The organism is Rothia sp. P6271 (assembly GCF_048512995.1).
GTDB lineage: Bacteria > Actinomycetota > Actinomycetes > Actinomycetales > Micrococcaceae > Rothia.
The window spans coordinates 120,712-137,486 of the sequence record NZ_JBLXXV010000001.1; the positions used below are offsets into that span (position 1 = coordinate 120,712).

19 protein-coding genes are annotated in these 16,775 nt (G+C 46.5%); 9 read left to right on the top strand and 10 right to left on the bottom strand.

The features are described from left to right. Positions 1-182: 182 nt before the first annotated feature. Positions 183-656, bottom strand: coding sequence for an OsmC family protein (locus ACN08X_RS00515; RefSeq protein WP_419101613.1), 474 nt, complete (start codon positions 654-656; stop codon positions 183-185). Positions 657-765: 109 nt separating this feature from the next. On the opposite strand from ACN08X_RS00515, the gene ACN08X_RS00520 reads away from it, so the two are divergent. Both ACN08X_RS00520 and ACN08X_RS00525 read left to right on the top strand, forming a co-directional pair. Further along, positions 766-1,542 carry an AzlC family ABC transporter permease gene (locus ACN08X_RS00520; RefSeq protein WP_419101614.1) on the top strand — a complete coding sequence of 259 codons (777 nt, stop codon included), beginning with the start codon at positions 766-768 and terminating at the stop codon, positions 1,540-1,542. Beyond that, on the top strand, positions 1,535-1,864 hold the full coding sequence (locus tag ACN08X_RS00525) for an AzlD domain-containing protein (protein ID WP_419101615.1): 330 nt from the start codon (positions 1,535-1,537) through the stop codon (positions 1,862-1,864). The genes ACN08X_RS00520 and ACN08X_RS00525 overlap by 8 nt, the downstream gene beginning before the upstream one ends. A 94-nt stretch (positions 1,865-1,958) precedes the next feature. Here the strand turns inward: ACN08X_RS00525 and tpx are convergent, their stop codons facing one another. Continuing rightward, positions 1,959-2,459, bottom strand: coding sequence for a thiol peroxidase (gene tpx / locus ACN08X_RS00530; protein WP_419101616.1), 501 nt, complete (start codon positions 2,457-2,459; stop codon positions 1,959-1,961). A gap of 210 nt (positions 2,460-2,669) precedes the next feature. Here tpx and ACN08X_RS00535 point away from each other — a divergent pair, with 210 nt between their 5' ends. Then, positions 2,670-3,734: a lipoate--protein ligase family protein gene (locus ACN08X_RS00535; RefSeq protein ID WP_419107614.1), complete on the top strand. Its 1,065-nt coding sequence runs from the start codon at positions 2,670-2,672 to the stop codon at positions 3,732-3,734. A 105-nt stretch (positions 3,735-3,839) separates the two neighbouring features. Here ACN08X_RS00535 and ACN08X_RS00540 read toward each other — a convergent pair whose 3' ends face one another. Further along, positions 3,840-4,472, bottom strand: a complete 633-nt coding sequence (locus ACN08X_RS00540; RefSeq protein WP_419101618.1) for a MarC family protein — start codon at positions 4,470-4,472, stop codon at positions 3,840-3,842. 180 nt (positions 4,473-4,652) lie between these two features. Here ACN08X_RS00540 and ACN08X_RS00545 point away from each other — a divergent pair, with 180 nt between their 5' ends. Next, positions 4,653-4,928 carry a hypothetical protein gene (locus ACN08X_RS00545; RefSeq protein WP_419101619.1) on the top strand — a complete coding sequence of 92 codons (276 nt, stop codon included), beginning with the start codon at positions 4,653-4,655 and terminating at the stop codon, positions 4,926-4,928. 91 nt (positions 4,929-5,019) lie between these two features. On the opposite strand, the gene ACN08X_RS00550 is transcribed toward ACN08X_RS00545, so the two are convergent. From ACN08X_RS00550 to ACN08X_RS00570, 5 genes are all read right to left on the bottom strand, one after another. After that, positions 5,020-5,373 carry a zinc ribbon domain-containing protein YjdM gene (locus ACN08X_RS00550; RefSeq protein WP_419101620.1) on the bottom strand — a complete coding sequence of 118 codons (354 nt, stop codon included), beginning with the start codon at positions 5,371-5,373 and terminating at the stop codon, positions 5,020-5,022. Between the two features lie 145 nt (positions 5,374-5,518). Beyond that, on the bottom strand, positions 5,519-6,331 hold the full coding sequence (locus ACN08X_RS00555) for a hypothetical protein (RefSeq protein ID WP_419107615.1): 813 nt from the start codon (positions 6,329-6,331) through the stop codon (positions 5,519-5,521). A gap of 383 nt (positions 6,332-6,714) precedes the next feature. Beyond that, entirely contained in the window at positions 6,715-7,632 is a 918-nt protein-coding gene (locus ACN08X_RS00560; protein WP_419107616.1) for a hypothetical protein, read from the bottom strand. 299 nt (positions 7,633-7,931) lie between these two features. Further along, positions 7,932-9,017, bottom strand: coding sequence for a redox-regulated ATPase YchF (ychF, locus tag ACN08X_RS00565; protein ID WP_419100786.1), 1,086 nt, complete (start codon positions 9,015-9,017; stop codon positions 7,932-7,934). Between the two features lie 71 nt (positions 9,018-9,088). After that, on the bottom strand, positions 9,089-9,415 hold the full coding sequence (locus ACN08X_RS00570) for a DMT family transporter (protein ID WP_419100787.1): 327 nt from the start codon (positions 9,413-9,415) through the stop codon (positions 9,089-9,091). Between the two features lie 184 nt (positions 9,416-9,599). Between ACN08X_RS00570 and ACN08X_RS00575 the strand changes: the two genes are divergently transcribed. The 3 genes from ACN08X_RS00575 (at position 9,600) to ACN08X_RS00585 (ending at position 12,751) form a co-directional block, all read left to right on the top strand. After that, positions 9,600-10,688, top strand: coding sequence for a sensor histidine kinase (locus tag ACN08X_RS00575; RefSeq protein ID WP_419107617.1), 1,089 nt, complete (start codon positions 9,600-9,602; stop codon positions 10,686-10,688). Between the two features lie 35 nt (positions 10,689-10,723). Then, positions 10,724-11,344: a response regulator transcription factor gene (locus tag ACN08X_RS00580; RefSeq protein ID WP_419107774.1), complete on the top strand. Its 621-nt coding sequence runs from the start codon at positions 10,724-10,726 to the stop codon at positions 11,342-11,344. A 66-nt stretch (positions 11,345-11,410) separates the two neighbouring features. Next, a complete protein-coding gene (locus ACN08X_RS00585) occupies positions 11,411-12,751 on the top strand; it encodes a DNA recombination protein RmuC (protein WP_419105580.1) in 1,341 nt (446 codons plus the stop codon). Positions 12,752-12,797: 46 nt separating this feature from the next. On the opposite strand, the gene ACN08X_RS00590 is transcribed toward ACN08X_RS00585, so the two are convergent. Together ACN08X_RS00590 and ACN08X_RS00595 are read right to left on the bottom strand one after the other, a co-directional pair. Next, positions 12,798-13,895, bottom strand: a complete 1,098-nt coding sequence (locus ACN08X_RS00590) for a 4-hydroxy-3-methylbut-2-enyl diphosphate reductase (RefSeq protein WP_419100791.1) — start codon at positions 13,893-13,895, stop codon at positions 12,798-12,800. Positions 13,896-13,918: 23 nt separating this feature from the next. Then, complete coding sequence (locus ACN08X_RS00595) at positions 13,919-15,055, bottom strand: hypothetical protein (protein ID WP_419107618.1); 1,137 nt, start codon at positions 15,053-15,055, stop codon at positions 13,919-13,921. 106 nt (positions 15,056-15,161) lie between these two features. Between ACN08X_RS00595 and xseA the strand changes: the two genes are divergently transcribed. Together xseA and ACN08X_RS00605 are read left to right on the top strand one after the other, a co-directional pair. Next, a complete protein-coding gene (gene xseA / locus ACN08X_RS00600; protein ID WP_419107619.1) occupies positions 15,162-16,457 on the top strand; it encodes an exodeoxyribonuclease VII large subunit in 1,296 nt (431 codons plus the stop codon). 43 nt (positions 16,458-16,500) lie between these two features. Then, positions 16,501-16,770: an exodeoxyribonuclease VII small subunit gene (locus ACN08X_RS00605; RefSeq protein WP_419107620.1), complete on the top strand. Its 270-nt coding sequence runs from the start codon at positions 16,501-16,503 to the stop codon at positions 16,768-16,770. The last annotated feature ends 5 nt before the right edge of the window (positions 16,771-16,775 follow it).

A 16,775-nucleotide genomic window follows, 5' to 3' on the forward strand; every position in this document is an offset into this window, starting at 1 on the left:
TACCTTAAGTTATTTTTCAGATTACCAGTTATGGTCTTTAAAAACAGGGGTATATTTGCGTAATCCTCAGCACGAAACCCATAGAAAACCATAAAAAAGCTTTCACACACCACAAAAAAGAACCGGCAGTGTGTAACACACTGCCGGTTCTTCATCTAACACCTAAAAGATTGAAACCCCACTTATGATGGAGTATCTGTGCGCAGAAATTTCACTGAAGTCTCGTGCTGAACAGTACGAGAGACCGTGCAATCTTTCTCATGAGATAGCTGTAAAAGTCGTTCAATCAAGGAAGCAGCTTTCTTGCCACCTTGGTCTTCGGGAAAAGCAAGGTCAAAAGCTACCTGAACATCGTCAAGACGAACCGCACCGTTTTCTTCAATACGCAAGGCAGAAGGAGTAACTTTAAAAACCTCTGGTTCGGTGTGTCGAGAAGTCACCACATCAACATCAATGGACGCACATCCGGCAATAGCAGCTAATAGCAAGTCCACGGGGCTAAGTAGCCCCTCCCCTCGACCGAAATCAAGAGTCGACCCCTGAGCATTAGTTACACGGTAGTGAGAAACCCCTAAGCGTTCAACCTGCACACTACGATAGTTTGGGTCCATCTCACGAGTAGGAATATCAGTTTTAGTATTTTCTTGTTCACTCATTTTTATCCCCTCACTGGGAAAGATATATAGTTTAGAATGTCCTAACGAATACAACATTAGCTTGTCGTATTCTATTCCAGTTTCGTGAGAACTTTTCTAAGATATCTATATGTCCGATAGCACAACGCCATCTCAAACACCGAAGGATGACGCCCCACCAATCCATGGAACGTATCAGCAAACATTCCCTCACGAAAGCGGATTTCATGAAGCGTTTAGGCTCACCGGCGTTATATGGGGTGGTTTTGTCTTTATGGGTATGGGGCTAGGAATCCTCCTCACCTCTTTACATCTTCCATGGTGGCTTGCTCCCGTTATTTCTTTCTTTGTGTTTGCAGGTTCTGTTGAATTCTTGTTAGTAGGAATGATTGCCTCGCACGCACCACTACTTTCTATTGCAGCCAACACTTTTCTCGTCAACGCACGACATCTTATCTATGGTCTATCTTTTCCGTTGCATCAGGTCAAAGGAAAACTTGCAAAAACATACTCTATCTATGCTCTCACCGACGAAATCTTTGCACTGACAGCAGGAAAAGATGCGACAAAACTACGTTCATCTAGCATTTTATGGATGCAAGCAATGCTTCATGTGTGTTGGACGGCAGGCAGCGCTATGGGTGCTGTTATCGGGGCGAGTTTCCTCTCCCACATTAAAGGTGTTGATTTTGTGATGACGGCGCTCTTTATTATTTTGGCGTTAGATTCTTATCGGGCTACACACGATAATATCTGTGCCGTGCTAGCAGTATTCTCTGGGGTGGTTGCGATGGTGTTTTTCCCACAGTCCATGCTCACAGTTGCTCTTTTGTTGTATGTTTTCTTACTAATTTTGCGATATTTTGCTCTCGAATTTGCAGAGAAGAAGGCTCAACATCATGCCTAACGTCGAATATATGCTTCTTGCTGTAGCAGTTGCCAGCGCCGTCACTTTTGTTCTACGAGCAGTTCCTTTTGCCGTTAAAAATGCGTTAGAAGATTCTCCCCTGATTGAAAACTTAAGCCGTTGGATTCCCTCAGGTGCAATGATTCTTTTAGCAATTTATGCGCTTTATCATCTTGATTATTCTTCTCCTGAGAACGTTATCCCCTATCTTTTAGGTGCTGTTGTCACAATCGTGGTGCATCTGAGCACTCAACACATGGTGGCTTCTCTCGTCAGCGGAACGGTCGTATGCGTCTTGCTCGCAAACATTGTTTTCGTCTAAAGGTTCAAGAACTAAGAGGTTAAACACCATGGGGTGGTTGTACAGAGCATCTGTACAACCACCCCATACGTGTTAAAAACGAGGTGATTTATTCTTATGCTTTGAGGACAGCGAGCGCTGCTTCATAGTTTGGTTCGTCGTGGATTTCTTCCACAAGCTGAGAGTGCAAGACCACGCCCTGCGCGTCTAATACGACAACAGAACGAGCGAGTAAGCCAGCTAGTGGTCCGTCTTCAAGAAGAACACCGTAATCTTGCCCGAAGGTGGAGCGGAAGTCTGAAGCAGTGACAACGTTTTCGATACCTTCAGCGCCGCAGAAGCGACCTAGTGCGAAAGGGAGGTCCTTAGAAACACACACAACAACGGTGTTTTCTAAGGACGCAACTTCTTTGTTGAATGTGCGTACAGACTGAGCGCATACGCCAGTATCAACGGAAGGGAAAATATTCAGAACGATGTTCTTACCTTCAAAGTCTGCGTTGGTTACCTCAGAAAGATCTGCACCAACAACAGAGAATGCTGGCGCGTGTGCACCAACTGCGGGAAGTTCACCAACGGTGTGGACGGTATTACCTTTTAGTTTTGTTTCTGCCATGACTCTATTCTTTATCACTTGCCTGAGAAACAGCAAGGAAAATGGCGAAAGTATCTCTCAAAGCGTCATATTTTTCTGAAGAGGTGTACCTCTAACGGATGTTGTTCTTCTTGCCAGAAACCGATAAGAGTTGTACAGCTTATCTAGAGGAGCACGTCTTAAATTAACTTAGGTCTACCTAAGAGAGTCAAAGCTCTCTAAGCTAGAAGTATGAGCAAAACTTATCACTATGAACATAAAGTTCCCGGCGGAAAACTTGTTGTTGCAGACCTTTGCGCTGACGGTGCAGAAGTAACTGAAGCACAAATATCAGGAGATTTCTTTGTTGAACCAGATGAAGCGTTCCTTGCTCTCTCCCCTGCTCTTGTAGGAATGCCTGTACGGGCAGGCGTTGAAGATATTGTTCGACGTCTTGAAAAAGCGCTTGAGTCACACCCAACGACTCAGATGCATGGGGTGAGCTGTCAGGACATTGCCTTTGCGGTGCGTCGAGCTTTAGCAGAAGCAAAGATTTTTTCTGACTTTGAATGGGAAATGATTGACCCAGGTGTTTTGCCGACACCGCTTAATGTTGCTTTAGATGAGTACCTTGTCGAAGAAATTCGACAGGGGCGACGCAAACCAACCCTACGTTTTTGGCACTGGGATGACTGTGCCACTGTTATTGGCGCATTTCAGTCGTATCAGAATGAGCTATACCCCGAGGGTATTCAAGAGCACCAAGTGCAAGTAGTACGCCGTGCAACCGGCGGCGGTGCCATGTTTATGGAAGGTGGAAACTGCATCACCTATTCCATCTATGCGCCAGAATCTCTTGTAGCAGGTCTTTCTTATGAAGAGTCGTATGAGTTTCTTGATCAGTGGGTGCTTCAGGCGTTAGCGGAGCACGGTGTGAATGCTTGGTATCAGCCTATTAATGACATCACCTCTGATGCCGGAAAGATTGGTGGAGCAGCCCAGAAACGAAGCTACGGTATCGTTCTTCACCATGTCACGATGAGCTACGATATCGACGCCGATAAAATGCTTGAAGTTTTGCGTATTGGTAAGGCAAAAATCTCTGATAAGGGTGTACGTTCGGCAAAGAAACGTGTAGACCCACTACGCCGGCAGACAGGCGCTACTCGTGAAGAAATTATTCAGACCATGAAAGCGGTGTTCGCTTCTCGTTATGGGGCAACAATGGGTGAGCTCACGGCCCAAGAACGTGAACAAGCCCAAAAACTTGTTGATGAAAAGTACGGCACGACTGAGTGGACACATCGAGTGCCCTAAAGGTGAGGTAGGCGCTGAACTGTCATAGGGGCAAAGGCTCTGGGGCGGCAACCTTGTAAAGAAGGTTACCGCCCCAGAGAAGTGTGTTAAAAGAAAGTCTTAAGGTTAGTGTGCAAGCCCTGGGAAAGCGCCAAGCATGCCAGCAATGAGCATCTGCATTCCGATAACGCCTAGTAGGAGACCCATTAAACGGGTCATAATATTCAGGCCATTTTGACCTAAAAATTTTACGATACCGCTACCGTAGCGGAAGCAAAGATACGTCACCACGCACAAGAGGCCAAAAGCAGCCAAGGTGATAGGGATATCAGATAAATTTCCTTGAGCAGAATAGTTCATTGCAGTAGCAATAGTTCCAGGTCCAGCAAGTAGCGGCATACCAAGGGGCGATATTGCAACAGATAGTAGCTGCTCTTTGCTCGCTTCCTGATCAGATTGGCTTGGGTGAGCAAAAGAAGAATGGTTCCCTTGTAGCATATGGTAGCCGATCAGAAAGACGAGTATGCCTCCAACAATCCGTAGAGCGGGCAACCCGATACCGAATTCTTCAAAGATGAGTTTTCCAGAAAGTGAAAACACCACGACAATAGAGAAAGCAAAAAGTAGTGAACGGGCCGCTACCGAATTACGTGTTTTAGTGTCGTCTCCTTGAACCAGGCTGATAAACACCGGCAAGTTTGATAATGGGTTCATGATGGCAAAAAACGCCATAAATATGGTCATGAATTGAGCAAGCATAGTGTTTTTCTGTCGATAAAATTCTTCCTTAGCACCGCTCATTATACCGTTCATGAGCTACCGTCAAGAAGTAACTCTGCGTATCTCATTTGGGAGTAAGTATTTATTTTGAGGATTTTTTCTTTTATTCTAGATGCTAGGGAATATAAAAGAATACTCATCCATATTTAGGGGAATATGATGAATGCTCAGAAAAGGACGTTAGGGATTGTTGTTCTTTTCCTAACATTGTTCGCAACATTTTTGGCGCCATCTCAGGCAGCTGAAGTAACTACCCAGACGGTAGATTATTCTATGGTACAAGCTCTCAACGAGGCTGTTGTTGCACCACAAGCTGAAGCTCATGCCACAGTAAGCACGTTTAATACGATGGGAATCGTTTTTATAACAGCTCTTCTGACACCGTGGCTAGGGGTTGCCCTTTACCGCCGCTTTCAGGAGAACTGTATTCCTTAAACACTGAAGATATAAAGATGACGGTAGTAAAGTACCCTTTTATTGCGGGGTACTTTACTACCGTCATCTTTATCGGAGTTCTAGAAAAATTCTAGTTTGATTTTTTGACAACCTGAGATTTGAGGTACATCTGCCCTGCACCTGGAACTTTTGCTTCGATATCGTGACCGTTCACGGGGCTTTCAAGAAGACGGATGCTCTTGACTTTCGTACCGCTTTTAATATCGGCTCCCCCTTTGACTTTGAGCCCCTTGATAATAGTGACAGCATCGCCATCTGAAAGTTCGTTACCAACAGCGTCAAGAATTTTAGCGGTCTGTTCGGCGCTCTCTTCGGTGTTTTCTTCGACAGACCACTCGTGCCCACACATGGGGCAGACCCATAGGGTGCCTTGCTCGTAGCTATATTCTTCGGTGCATTCTGGGCATGCGGGTGCGGTGGACATGGCTGTCTCCTGTCATTCGTTAATCTGTGTTCGCCCCATTATCCCACAGAATCTTCTATCCTCATTGATGCAGACGGGGTGTACAAAATCCTAAAATTTTGCACACCCCCTCAATAATAAAGGTTTGGTTCATGAGAACGCAGAATTAATCGATAGCCTCTAAAGAGCGACCTTCTTCGTGCGCTTTACGTTTAAGCTCACGCACACGAGCGCGCTCACGCTTATTCCTATCCGTACGAATACGCAGCACCGTATACGCCACGAACAGCGCACTATAAATAACAAGAGAAACATACGTGTCAATCAGCCACGGCAAGTTTTCCGGCTCATACAACCGGTCAGAGAACACAAGGAATCGTCGAATAAACACAAAAATAACGTTTGCGTACAACAAGAAGTAGAAGAAATACGATGCCTTATGGAGCTTCTGCCAGTTAGCAGCCTTCATGGAGAAACGAATCTTCTTGAAAGAAGTGATGAATAGTGGAATACCAACAATAAGCAGGAGGAGTGATGTCCAGAAGAGAATGTCATACGGAACTTCGGCATCGCCGTGATCAATGATCCAGCTCAAACCGTAGAGTAGAAGATGGCAGAACGACGTAATACACGCAAAAATGGAAATTTCTCCACGAATCGCGTATAGCTCTCTCGTAACTTTATTCCACGGCTTAATAACACCCTGGAACATCACGATAGTGAAGAACACGAAGCCAACCGAGCCACGCTTCATCTGATTCATAAAAGGCCACCACCACTCATCTACGGGGTAGCTATCGGTTAGTGACCAATGAATCCACAAACCAGAAACAATAAACGTGAACACTGTAATTACCAGGTAATACAGAACAGCGTGAGCGCGGATAGAACGGCGTAATAAGACAACAAGGGGAACAAGCACAGCAAAGGCTAAAATCACCATGTTTTCATGGACTAAAAAGTCTAAAACAGAAAGCATTGAGGCTCTTCTCAACTAACGATTACAAAACTTAGGTAAGACTAACATAAGTTATGGTATTTTCAGTGTTCAAGCTTTCAATACACAGGAAAAATCTTAAGAATACACCTATTCTAAGGTTGCACCTACACGATGTGTAAACTCAGCTCCAGCCATCATCATGATGATGTACGTACAGAGTAAAGGATTTCACCCCAATATTCTCCAGCACTAAACGCATAGTGCGAAACACTAACCATGAACATCGGTCAAGTACCCAATCTAACGGGGAACGCCCATTAGCCTGATATTCTTGGACAGCTTGAGGGACGCCACGTTAGTAGTGAACTTATCGGTCACTAGACTCGTAACTTATCCGTCAATGCACATAGACCAACCTTGGGTTATATTTCACCATTCTCTTGGTATTCCCCCAAAGTCCGACCATCGGCATCCTTCCAAAAGACTCGGGCATTTGTGTTATTACCAGCGACAAATACACCAGCCAAGTTGGGTGACTTGAAAGCGATATCTACACTCGTAGTGTTATCAGAGAACATATTGGAATAATGGTTACGAAGCTTCACCGCACGATTGCCTGTAGCTCGACCGATATAGCTACCTTTTTTCAACACCCATTCGTCCCCACTGCGGACTAAGGTGGCACGTTGACTCGGACGCTTATGGCTATAGAATTCTCTGCTTACTTTACGTGCTGGGCCGTGGGAGTCTACCTTGGCATCGTCTCCCTGTCCAAGAGTAATATCAATCTGTTCAGAGCTAGGAATCGGAGGTTCAAGAATCATAATCCCCATGGTGGCAAGCATTAAACGTGTATTAGAAACAATTACACCCATCCGGTTCTTCAGGTGTTCACGCACTTTCCCTGCATACGCACCGGTCTTGTTAGACAATCGGCTACGACCAGCTTCCCTAGCCAAAGTAATAAAAGTATCTTCCAACAGACAGAGTTCAGTAGCTCCAAAGTCCTCAGGCGGAGCAACTAGGAGTACTACTCGCTCACAAAATAGATGTTTTCTATTACCTATATGTTCTAGTACACGTTTTATACATCCACCGTTATTCTGTCGAACCGCGGCTTGACCGATGTAGAGGTTATCTTCTTCAGCTTCTAAATCGCCCAGAATAAAGTAAATCCCAGACAAGTTCATTTTCTGATGGTTACGGTATTCCTCAAGGGATGTACGGTGCAATAAATAGAGATCGTATTTGGTATCAGGTATTTGAACGTGAATAGGACCATCAGCACGACCTTCGAGCAAGAGAAGGTCAAGTCCTAATTGTTGTTGGTTGCCTTTCACGTTAAATCCCCTAAAAATAAAAATAAAATAAAACTACATTACCCACGAAAATTTTAGCAAGGATGACAGCTAACTCGATGCAACAGCCGTTATAACCGTTCGCCTAGTCGGGCTCTCTCCCATTCCAGATAAGTATCAAAAGAACTAGGCAAATACCTGAGAAAGTAATTCAAATGTTACTCAGAATAAGCTCTCACACACACCCATATTAATAAGAAAAGGGCGGTACCAGCACATACCGGTACCGTCCTTGAACAGTAACAAAAAAGTCACCACTCCATGCAACCTGCGTTGCAGGCTTAGACGTTAAACCTGAACTCCACGACGTCGCCGTCGTGCATCACGTATTCTTTGCCTTCCATGCGTACTTGCCCACGAGATTTGGCTTCTTGCATTGAGCCGGCTGCATCGAGGTCAGCAAAAGATACAACTTCAGCTTTGATGAATCCGCGTTCAAAGTCAGTGTGAATGACGCCAGCAGCCTGTGGTGCGGTGTCGCCTTGGTTGATGGTCCATGCGCGGGCTTCTTTCGGGCCAGCAGTAAGGTACGTTTGTAACCCAAGGGTGGAGAAACCGACACGAGCGAGTTTGTCGAGACCAGATTCGTCTTGTCCGCTCATCTCGAGCATTTCGCGGGCTTCTTCTTCGTCAAGCTCTACCATGTCAGCTTCAAGTTTTGCGTCCAAGAATACTGCTTCAGCTGGTGCAACAAGGTCACGCAGTTCTTGCTGTTTCTCAGCTGATTGCAAGATACCATCATCAGAGTTAAAGACGTAGATAAAGGGTTTAGTGGTCAAAAGGTTGAGTTCTTTGAGGTAGGACAGTTCAATACCTGCGGTTTTCGCTTGAGAGATGACGGTCTCCCCCGCTTCAAGAACTTTTTGAGCTTTACGGTATTCTTCGAGCTGGGCAGGGTCGCCTTTTTTAATTTTGACGGCTTTTTCCAGACGTGGAATCGCATTTTCGAGGGTCTGCAAATCAGCAAGAATCAGCTCAGTATTAATCGTTTCCATATCGGAGGCTGGGTCAACTTTACCGTCTACGTGAATGACGTCGGGGTCGTCGAAGGCACGCACAACTTGTGCAATAGCCTGTGCGTCACGAATATTTGCAAGGAACTGGTTACCGAGGCCTTCGCCTTCAGATGCACCACGCACAATACCGGCAATGTCCACAAAGGATACAGTTGCGGGCAGGATACGTTCTGAACCAAAAATTTCGGCTAGACGGTTTAGACGGGGATCGGGAAGGTTAACAACACCGATATTTGGTTCGATGGTTGCAAAGGGGTAGTTCGCTGCAAGAACAGTGTTCTTGGTGAGCGCGTTGAAAAGAGTTGATTTGCCGACGTTGGGCAAACCTACGATGCCAATAGTTAAAGCCACACTAATACCTTTATCTTGTAAAAATTGTTGGAGTCTTGCTCATAAGTCTACTCGCTCTTTAGCGTTCCTTGTTAGTGGCTGGCAGCACCTGAGAGGTTAAGAATCAGTACACCAGCAATAATGAGCCCAACACCAATAACTTTGATGACGCTCAGAGGCTCACCGAGGAACACTGCACCAATACCAACGATGGCAGCTGTGCCTAGCCCGCTCCACATTGCGTAGGCAACACCTACGGGGATATCTTTGACCGCGTGTGATAGCCCAAAGAATGATAGTCCGTATAAGCTCAAGCACCCTAATGTGGGCAGTAGGCGGGTAAATCCTTCGGTAGTTTTGAGCAGTGAGGTTGCGATGAGTTCGGCGCCAATGGCAAGAAAGAGAAAGAGGTAGGGCACGGAGTTGTCCTTAGAAAAAGTTATGAGTAAGACGTTGAGCGTAAAATCTTTTCCAGTCTAGCAATAGCCTGCCATGAGATCCGAAAGTTCGGGGGGGGTAAGGCCTCTACCCTGACATTTGTCATGGAATACTTCGGCGGTATGACACTGGCTGAGCAACACACTAAAACGAGATGATAATTGCATGAAAACACAAAAAATTACTCAAAAAATTTTAGCTCCTCTTCCTAGCCTCATTTTTCTAGCTTTTCCGATAGCCGTCCTTTTTCATGTAGCATCCACTCCTTTTGAACATATTATTGGGTGGGGTTTGCTCCTGATTTTTGCCGGAATCTATCTTGGCAATTTTGTGGTTATCGGTAAACATCCAAAGCGTTCATCAGCCACCATCGTTCCCCTCATCTATGGTTCGCTTTTACTTTTTCTGCCTATTAGCGCCTTGGCGTGGATATTTGGTGTTGAGATGTTCACGACCTTCCCTTATTTCGTTGCATTGTGGATGTTTTTGGCCCCGTTAACGGTTGCCATGGGCGTTTCCTTAGTCCTTAGCGTATTTTTTGTTGGACTCATCATCATGATTTCCCCTGATTCTTGGCCTGTAGCAATTAGCCCGATGATTGGTGTTTTTGCTATCTATTGTGCTGGGATTGCCGATGTCGTAGGAACAAAGCATCAAGAACGAAAAACTCAACTGACCGTTGAGAAAGAGCAATCTCGTATTGCCCGAGACTTACACGATTCGTTAGGCCAGACTCTCACCACTATTAATCTCAAAACACAACTCGTATCAGCCTTCCTCGATAGCGACGCCCAAAAGGCCCGTGAAGAACTCGAGAATATTAAAGAGCTCACCAGCACCGCTCTAGCACAATTACGGTCAACGGTCACGCGTCTTAAAACCCCTGGGCTATCTGGAGAGTTAGAAGATCTCAAAGTGCTGTTCTCTCACTGTGATATTCAACTTCAGCTACCGGAAAAATCTACGGCAGACCAGCGTTATGACATACTCTTCGGGTGGGTGCTCAGAGAAGCCTCAACCAACATTTTGCGTCATGCTAAGGCTTCTACAGTGACAGTTCGTGTCACGGAAAAGACCCTAGAAATTATTGATGACGGAGTCGGTATTGCGAAGGCTACCGATGGTCATGGAATACTGGGTATCAAAGAGCGTGTAGCAGAATCCGGTGGCGTAGTATCTATCACCAATGCCACCGATCGTCCGCGGCGCCCTGGTACACGTGTATTTGTTGATATGTCTGGTGCATCAAACTAGATGCACTGCCCAGTATCTGTTCTAAGGAGAGTGTGATGATACGAATTGTTATTGCTGACGATCAACAGCTCATCCGTGAAGCGCTGCGCACACTTCTAGAGTTACATGATGATTTGACGGTCGTCGGGTTGGCATCTGATGGTTTTGAAGCGCTGACTCTAGTAGAAGAGGAGCAACCTGATGTTCTTCTACTTGACCTTGAGATGCCGCGTAGTAGCGGGTTTGATGTACTCGAAAAACTTGCGCAGGGCCATAGGTCTACAAAGTCCCTCATCATTACGACGTTCTCTCGCCCCGGATATTTACAAAGGGCGTTAGAGAATGATGCGCGCGGGTTCATCGTCAAAGACACTCCAGCTGAAAAATTGGCACAGCACATTCGTGCCGTGCACGCTGGAGAAAAGGTTATCGACCCTCATCTTGCCGCGCAGTCTTGTATCGTCGGCAATAACCCGTTGACATCACGCGAACAAGAGGTGCTCAGCGTCGCTCATCGCGGTGATTCGATTCAGGCTATTGCCGCAATAGTTCACCTCAGCGAAGGTACCACCCGCAATCATCTGTCTTCTGCTATTGCAAAACTTGGGGCAGCTAACCGGCACCAAGCCTCGCAGATGGCGCAAGAACGCGGGTGGATTACCACACACTACACATAAACACAGAGCACGGGAACGTCCATCACCAATAGCTAACGTCGGTAGAAAAACACTAGACTAGTAGTTATGACTGATGCGACGTTCCCTCTTGCTCTTACCCTTGTTTTTATCCTTGGACTTTTCTTAGGCTGGTATCTTGGATACCTCAAATCAGGGTCTATCTCATCGTTGCGAGAGCATAATGCCCGTCTTAACGCCCAGCTCACAGCCTCAGAAAAAACGCAACAATACCTCACTCAACAAGTTCAGGCGCTACAAGAACGTTCACGAGAAGACGCTGATGTCCTCCAAGCTCTAGCACCGGTCAAAGTGCAACTTGCCACGATGGAACGTTCTGTTCGAGCGATGGAGTCACAACGTTCAGAACAATACGGTGCAGTGTCTGAAGCTCTCAAAGCCTCAGCCCAAGTACAAGAGAATCTACGCACCGTCACACAGGGGCTATCTAGTGCGTTACGTTCATCTAGCGCACGCGGCGTTTGGGGTGAGACGCAGCTCCGTCGAGTTGTTGAAGCCGCTGGTATGACTAGACATGTTTCTTTTCAAGAGCAAGTGAGCGCAACGATTACACCTTCTCATGAACGAGAACGCATCATCCGACCTGATATGTTGATCCATCTGCCTGGGGAAAAGATCATTATCTTAGATGCGAAGACCCCGCTTAATGCTTATCTTAAAGCTCAAGAAGCCGGTGACGATGAGAACCTTGCACAGCAGGCTCTTGCTCAACACGTCAAAGAAGTTCGTGCCCATATCGACACTCTTGCTCGTAAAAAGTATTGGACAGGTTTTTCGTCTTCTCCTGAGCTTGTGCTCTGTTTCATCCCGTTAGAGTCTGCACTATCTGCCGCGTTACAAGCAGATAGTTCACTATTAGATGACGCTTACGCAAAAAACATTGCTCTGGTCTCCCCCGTATCGTTGTTATCTTGTCTAAAAGCTATTTCTTTCTCGTGGCGTCAAGAAACTCTGACCGACAATGCCAAAGAACTTCTATCGCTCTCTCAAGAACTTTATGAACGTCTTGGCACCGCGAGCGCACATCTACAGGGTATGGGCAGGTCGTTGAATAAGGCTGTTGAATCGTATAATTCTTTGGTTGGTTCTTTAGAGACTCGCGTTTTTGTGACAGCACGTAAAATTGCTGATTTAGATTCGTCGTCTATTTCATCTTCTCTGCGCAGTGACCCTTTAGATTCTTTTGCCAAGCCTCTTGGCGCACCAGAATTTGTAGGGCATGACTCCTCGTGGGAAGCTTCTTCTGCTGAGGATGAGGATGATTCGCCGGCTGTGATGATTGAACGCCCTACCCCACGCAATATGACGCCGAATACTTCTTCTCGTGTTTTCCCGCAACGCACAAACCCCTCAGATGAGCCTTTTGACTATGATTCGTGGAATAGCTAAAAGCGTCTGAGGGGTTTGAAAATCCCGCTAATGGGGTTGGTAGGTTTTAACGGGTAGGTTTAGCTCCACGTCCGCCAAGTTGTCGCCCAGCGTTCTCGTCATTTTTTAGTGCGGCACGAAGTTCTTTGGGCAAGGAGAAAAGAATGTCTTCTTTAGCTGTCTCGACTTCTTCGACTTTGTGATAACCATAGTCTTGTAAGAGGGCGAGGACTTCTCGCACGAGGACTTCTGGGACGGATGCGCCGGAAGTTAGTCCAACGGTTGCCACACCTTCAAACCAGCTTTCGTCTACTTGATGCGCGAAATCAACGCGTTCAGCTTTTTTTGCACCGTATTCTAGTGCTACTTCTTTGAGCCGAACGGAGTTTGACGAGTTTGCACTACCAACCACAATAACGAGGTCGGCTTGGGGTGCAATTTCTTTGATGGCGCCTTGACGGTTTGAGGTTGCGTAGCAAATGTCGTCGGATGGTGGGTCTTGTAGGGAGGGGAAGCGCTCACGTAAACGTGCTACGGTCTCTAACGTTTCGTCAACCGATAGTGTTGTTTGTGATAGCCACACAACTTTATTGGGGTCTCGGACAGTTACTTTATCGACTTCGTCGGGTGAGTTCACAATCTGGATGTGTTCAGGTGCTTCACCGGCGGTGCCTTCGACTTCTTCGTGTCCGGTATGTCCGATGAGCAGAATATCGTAGTCTTGTTTTGCAAAGCGTATTGCTTCACGGTGTACTTTGTTGACGAGGGGGCAGGTGGCGTCGATGGTGTTCAACTCACGGTCTGCGGCAGCGTTAACCACTGCTGGTGATACACCGTGGGCGGAGAATACGGTGACGGCACCTTCGGGTACTTCGTCCACGTCGTCTACGAAGATTGCGCCTTGTTCTTCGAGTGTTTCCACTACGTGACGGTTATGTACGATTTGTTTACGAACATAGACGGGGGCACCGTAATGGTCGAGAGCTTTTTCGACCGCGATGACGGCGCGATCGACGCCTGCGCAATACCCGCGGGGTGCAGCAAGAAGAACTTTCTTCTCCCCTTTGATAGGTGCTGCAGCCTCTATCTCTTCACGAGTTCGGCGGGTACGGGGCATTTGAGGCAACCCGAGAGAAACTGTTGAATCAACCTGTGTTGTGGACATAGATACTATGTTACGTGTTTCCGCTATATTCTGACACCTGCTGTGCGCTCTCTCGCACCTAGCGAAACTATGGAAAATGCCACACCCAGCAAAATTAGTACTATTCCGATGACCATCAGAGGAATAGTTAACGAGTTCACATAGTTCGTAGCAGAGTCAGTTATGATACTGCTGAACCTTTGCACAAAAATTTTACCTACTTCGGAAGAAACTGCTTCATCTGCCTGCGCTAAAGGTTTTGTGCCTAAAAATATGCTTGAGCACCAAGATATTGCGCTCAGTGTTAAAAAGATGCACCCCGCGTAGATGCTTCGGTTCCTACCCCAGAGGATAACTCCTACAAGTAACGACAAGGCGCTAAGCCCGCAATATAGTTTCCATTGCTGGGCAAAGTGTTTTATCTGGTGGAGGTATTCTGCGGTTCGTGAGTGGGAGCTATCAAGAACAATCAGATGCTCGCCGGGGTGAAAAATACTGAGTTTATCGCCTAAGAATTGGACTAGTTGGCTGTTGACCTGCTCATAGACGGGGTCAATATCAAGAGCAATATTCTGATGTTCTTCCCCCACGTTATAACGGTGGGTACGAGTGACAATATCGTTCCAAATATGTTGGTAGGATTCTTGCGAAGTCACCGACTGAGCAGCCTTTTGGATATTCTCTTTGACGCGTTCACGCAACCAATTTTTGATAGACCCGAAAAAACCTTCTTCTTGACCTTCTCCAAGATAATTTTTAACGGTCTGGTCTTTCATAATGTCCGCAACAACAGCGTCAGATAGCGCTTTTTGAAAGGACGAGTCTTGCCCTAATGGGCTCGCTAAAGAACTAAACCCTTGCTCTGAAATGATGTTTTGTTCTGCCCAATATCCAACACCGCCAGCAGCACCTAGCACGATAGAACATAGTGCACAAAGTACTGCGATAGTACGACGAACCATCAACCACCAGCTGTAGCTATTATCCTCAAGGTAAGGTATCTGATGATCAGCAGATGCAGACGGTGAACCCGAAATATGCCAATTACCGTCGACAGGTTTTCTGTAGTCTTGGGCTGTCTCATCCAACACAAGTTTTTGCGTCGGAGCGTCATCTCCTAGGAGTTGTATAGTAGGGCCGTCTTCACCATTAGATGTGTGCTGGTATTGATGATTTCTCATAGATGCCCCTTCTGTGTTCTTTCTCATCACTATACTGCGGTGCCGTTGAGCAAGAAAATATTTGGTGGAGTAGAAGAAGGCTCTCAACTCGTGGGAGACTACCTATATGGATATTTCTTTAACTCCGCAGCTGATTCCGGCTGCTGAGGAACGTACGAAGAACCGCCCACTTCCAGAATATGGCGCTCAAACTGATGAGTATAACCCTTGGCCGGTACATCATTATTCCCAAAAACTTGCCGGCTATATTCATCGGTGCCCTGCAACCTGGGTTGAAGGGCAAATCATCGAATTGAACCCCCGTGGTCGAGTCACCTATTTGACCTTACGCGATGTGGAACAGGAAAAATCTATTCCAGTATTGTTGTATTCTTCAGTACTTACAGGGTTATCTTCACCGCTCAAGCACGGACAGCGAGTAGTCGTTCGTTTAGAGCCTAGCTTCTGGGAGAAGACAGGGCGCCTGTCCATGCGCGCTAGTGATATTCGCACAGTGGGCAGAGGAACGCTTCTTGAGCAATTAGAAAATCTGCGAAAGTCATTAGCGGAAGAAGGTCTTTTCGACCCTGCACATAAAAAGCCACTACCTTTTCTGCCTCAACGTGTTGGTCTCATTACGGGACGAGACTCTGACGCTTGCAAAGACGTGATACGTAATGCTCGTTTGCGGTGGCCGGCAGTACAATTCGAGATACGAGAAGTCGCGGTACAAGGGGCTCAAGCGCTACGCCAAGTCACACAAGCGCTTGAAGAACTTGACACTTTAGAAGAGGTGGATGTGATCGTCATTGCTCGTGGTGGTGGCGCGATGGAAGACCTCTTACCGTTTTCTGAAGAGGCTCTGATTCGAGCCGTCTATCGGGCACAAACACCAGTTGTCTCCGCTATCGGGCATGAAGCAGATAACCCTATTCTTGATGAAGTCGCTGACCTTCGTGCATCTACACCGACGGATGCCGCAAAACGTATTGTTCCTGATATGGCTCAAGAATGTCTCTATATCACGCAGCTTCAAGCGTCGTTAATGCGGATGGCGTACCAAAAGATTGAGACAGAAAAATATCATCTGGCGCAGGTGCGTTCACGCCCCGTTTTAGTATCTCCCCAAACCACTCTTCTACGTTATGAGGAGGAACTACAGCACCTACGTAATCGGAGTTTTACAACAGCTCATTCGCTGTTATTACGTTCGCGTGAGGTTCTTTCACAATTGCGTTCACGTGTTCAAGCGTTATCTCCACAGCAGACGCTTGAACGTGGATACGCTTTGGTTCAAGACTCTTCGGGGAAACTTGTAACCAGCGCACAAGAGCTACACGAGGCGGATATCGTCACCCTTCGCTTTGCACAAGGTTCTGTCCAGTCACGTATTCTCAACGACGCTAACTCAAAAAATAATTAGCCGATAAAACTCCCATATTTTGACTCTCTCGAAGGAGAACATCATGACCTCTAAGTCTTCAGAAAATATTACATTTACATCATCTATTTCCAACGTCCCGGTAGAAGACCTTTCGTATGAGCAGGCTCGTTCAGAGTTAATGAACGTCGTGACGGCGATGGAATCTGGAACTTCTAGCCTTGAAGAAATTGTTGCGCTATGGGAGCGAGGAGAAGAGCTTGCAAACCGTTGTGAGGCATGGTTAGACGGAGCACATCAACGCCTTAACGCTGCACGACAAGAACGCTTAGAACAGAGTTCTTCCGAATCATAAATCAG

Excerpts from the sequence above, each read along its gene's own strand:
- ACN08X_RS00515 (WP_419101613.1), bottom strand. The coding sequence starts at position 656 with ATGAGTGAACAAGAAAATACTAAAACTGATATTCCTACTCGTGAGATG.
- ACN08X_RS00520 (WP_419101614.1), top strand. The coding sequence starts at position 766 with ATGTCCGATAGCACAACGCCATCTCAAACACCGAAGGATGACGCCCCA.
- ACN08X_RS00525 (WP_419101615.1), top strand. The coding sequence starts at position 1,535 with ATGCCTAACGTCGAATATATGCTTCTTGCTGTAGCAGTTGCCAGCGCC.
- tpx (WP_419101616.1), bottom strand. The coding sequence starts at position 2,459 with ATGGCAGAAACAAAACTAAAAGGTAATACCGTCCACACCGTTGGTGAA.
- ACN08X_RS00535 (WP_419107614.1), top strand. The coding sequence starts at position 2,670 with ATGAGCAAAACTTATCACTATGAACATAAAGTTCCCGGCGGAAAACTT.
- ACN08X_RS00540 (WP_419101618.1), bottom strand. The coding sequence starts at position 4,472 with ATGCTTGCTCAATTCATGACCATATTTATGGCGTTTTTTGCCATCATG.
- ACN08X_RS00545 (WP_419101619.1), top strand. The coding sequence starts at position 4,653 with ATGAATGCTCAGAAAAGGACGTTAGGGATTGTTGTTCTTTTCCTAACA.
- ACN08X_RS00550 (WP_419101620.1), bottom strand. The coding sequence starts at position 5,373 with ATGTCCACCGCACCCGCATGCCCAGAATGCACCGAAGAATATAGCTAC.
- ACN08X_RS00555 (WP_419107615.1), bottom strand. The coding sequence starts at position 6,331 with ATGCTTTCTGTTTTAGACTTTTTAGTCCATGAAAACATGGTGATTTTA.
- ACN08X_RS00575 (WP_419107617.1), top strand. The coding sequence starts at position 9,600 with ATGAAAACACAAAAAATTACTCAAAAAATTTTAGCTCCTCTTCCTAGC.
- ACN08X_RS00580 (WP_419107774.1), top strand. The coding sequence starts at position 10,724 with ATGATACGAATTGTTATTGCTGACGATCAACAGCTCATCCGTGAAGCG.
- ACN08X_RS00585 (WP_419105580.1), top strand. The coding sequence starts at position 11,411 with ATGACTGATGCGACGTTCCCTCTTGCTCTTACCCTTGTTTTTATCCTT.
- ACN08X_RS00590 (WP_419100791.1), bottom strand. The coding sequence starts at position 13,895 with ATGTCCACAACACAGGTTGATTCAACAGTTTCTCTCGGGTTGCCTCAA.
- ACN08X_RS00595 (WP_419107618.1), bottom strand. The coding sequence starts at position 15,055 with ATGAGAAATCATCAATACCAGCACACATCTAATGGTGAAGACGGCCCT.
- xseA (WP_419107619.1), top strand. The coding sequence starts at position 15,162 with ATGGATATTTCTTTAACTCCGCAGCTGATTCCGGCTGCTGAGGAACGT.
- ACN08X_RS00605 (WP_419107620.1), top strand. The coding sequence starts at position 16,501 with ATGACCTCTAAGTCTTCAGAAAATATTACATTTACATCATCTATTTCC.